Source organism: Saccharomonospora iraqiensis subsp. iraqiensis (assembly GCF_000430445.1).
GTDB classification, from domain to species: Bacteria; Actinomycetota; Actinomycetes; order Mycobacteriales; family Pseudonocardiaceae; genus Saccharomonospora; species Saccharomonospora iraqiensis.
In genome coordinates this window covers 195,538-197,403 of sequence record NZ_KE387084.1, presented here as the reverse complement: position 1 = coordinate 197,403, position 1,866 = coordinate 195,538, and the positions used below count along the sequence as shown (strand labels likewise).

At 73.8% G+C, this 1,866-nt stretch carries 2 protein-coding genes; one reads left to right on the top strand and one right to left on the bottom strand.

Going from position 1 to position 1,866, the window contains the following annotated elements:
- Window positions 1-1,001, bottom strand: a 1,001-nt coding sequence (locus ACTIR_RS22740) for a hypothetical protein (protein ID WP_052583823.1), incomplete at its 3' end; no start/stop codon positions are given.
- A 105-nt stretch (window positions 1,002-1,106) separates the two neighbouring features.
- Between ACTIR_RS22740 and cysC the strand changes: the two genes are divergently transcribed.
- Window positions 1,107-1,712, top strand: a complete 606-nt coding sequence (gene cysC, locus ACTIR_RS0110730; protein WP_026454283.1) for an adenylyl-sulfate kinase — start codon at window positions 1,107-1,109, stop codon at window positions 1,710-1,712.
- Window positions 1,713-1,866: the final 154 nt, after the last annotated feature.

The following is a 1,866-nucleotide window of genomic DNA, read 5'->3' as shown; positions in this document are numbered from 1 at the left end:
TCGAGCAGTTCCGCCTCGTCGACCCGGCCGTCGGGGCTGCCCGGCACGGGGGACGGGCCGGCCCCGGTGTCCGGGGGCGGGGACGGGATCAACTCGTCCGGATCGCCCACCACCCGGTATCCGGCGTCGGCGATCTCCCGGACGAACCGCAGCGCGGTGTCGTGGGCCCAGTCGTGCGCCTCCGGCGGCAGCACCGGACGGGTGCCGCCGTCCCGGTGTGCCAGGATCCGCTCGACGAGGTGTTCCTTGACGAAGCCGGAGTAGCGCGGCCAGTCGAGCTCGTGCACGACCCGCTCGTTGAGCCTGCGGAGCAGTTCGGTCTCGCCGGTGCCGAGCGAGTAGTTGTGCAGCCCGATCCCGGTGTGCAGCCCGGTGGTGTCCACCCCGAGCACCGACGCGAAGCGGTCCCACAGTGTCCCCGACGACGCGCCCCGGGGCACGGTCACCACGTGGACGCGCTCGGGCGGCAGGGTTCCCGCCCACGTGCGCAGCACCCGGGGCAGGTCCTGGTAGTCCCAGAAGAGCCTGCTGACGTCGTTCAGTTCCGGCGCCCGCACCGCGTCGAGGAACTCGGCGTAGCCGGTGGTGTGCCGGGTCTTGACGTTCTCCTGCCACACGGACGGCACCTGCCGGGAGAAGTCGCGGGCGGTGCACACCACGTGCAGCTCGGCGAAGTCGAGCGCGTCGCGCACCCGCGTGGCCTCGTCCGGGCTCGCGGGCGCGAGCAGTTCCGTGGAGAACACCGCGTCGCCGTGCCAGGCCCGGAGCCGTTCGACCAGCCGGTCCCAGGATCCCGCGACCCCGGGTTCGTCCCACTGCCGGTACCGGTCCGCGTGGACGTCCATCACGGCGCGGTGCTGGGCGATCGGATCCTCACCCGGGTACAGCAGCCCCCGCTCCGCCAACGACTCCCGGTGGTGCCACATCAGCTCCTGCAGCGAGGTCGTCCCGGTCTTGGGCAGGCCGACATGAAGGTACACACGGTGGGTCGCGGGGCTCATGGGTGCGTGATCGTAGCGGCTCCACCTCACCGCCGGTGCGTTCCCCGGTCGTGGGACGATGCGCGGCGTCGAAGCACCGCAGCCCCGCCGCACCGAGGAGGAACGATGCGACCCACACCGGCCGAGGTCCTGACCCGTGGCGTGACGGTCTGGTTGACCGGACTGTCGGGTGCGGGGAAGTCCACCGTGGCCGGGGCGGTCGCCGACGCGGTGCGGGACGTGGCCGAGGTCGAGGTCCTCGACGGTGACGAGGTGCGGCGCACGCTCTCCCGCGACCTCGGATTCTCCGCCGCCGACCGGGACGAACAGGGCAGGCGGGTCGGGTACGTCGCCGAGCTGCTGGCCCGGCACCGGGTGCTGACCCTGGTGCCGGTGATCGCGCCGTACGCGCACACCCGGGAGGCGGTGCGCGGCCACCACCGGCGGCACGGCACCGCCTTCGTCGAGGTGTTCGTGTCCACCCCGCTGGCGGAGTGCGCCCGCCGCGACCCGAAGGGCCTCTACGCCCGGCACGCGGCGGGCGAGATCCACGGCCTCACCGGTGTGGACGACGTGTACGAGGAACCCGACGCGCCGGACCTGCGGCTGGACACCCGGGAACTCTCCGCCCCGGCCGCGGCCGCGGAGATCCTGTCGCTGCTGCACACCCGCGGCCACCTCACCGCACTCCCCGACCTCGGCGACCGGACCGCGGAACCGGCCGCCTCCTGAACGGATCGCCGCCGGTGTGCCGTGCGAGGCACCTCCACTGCGTGGGACGCGGGACAGGTGCCCCGCACGGCGACCCCGACGGCGGCGGGGTCAGGAGCGGGCGCGGGTGAGGGCCCGGCCGGTGAGGATGCGGGCCAGGTGGCGGCGGTACTCG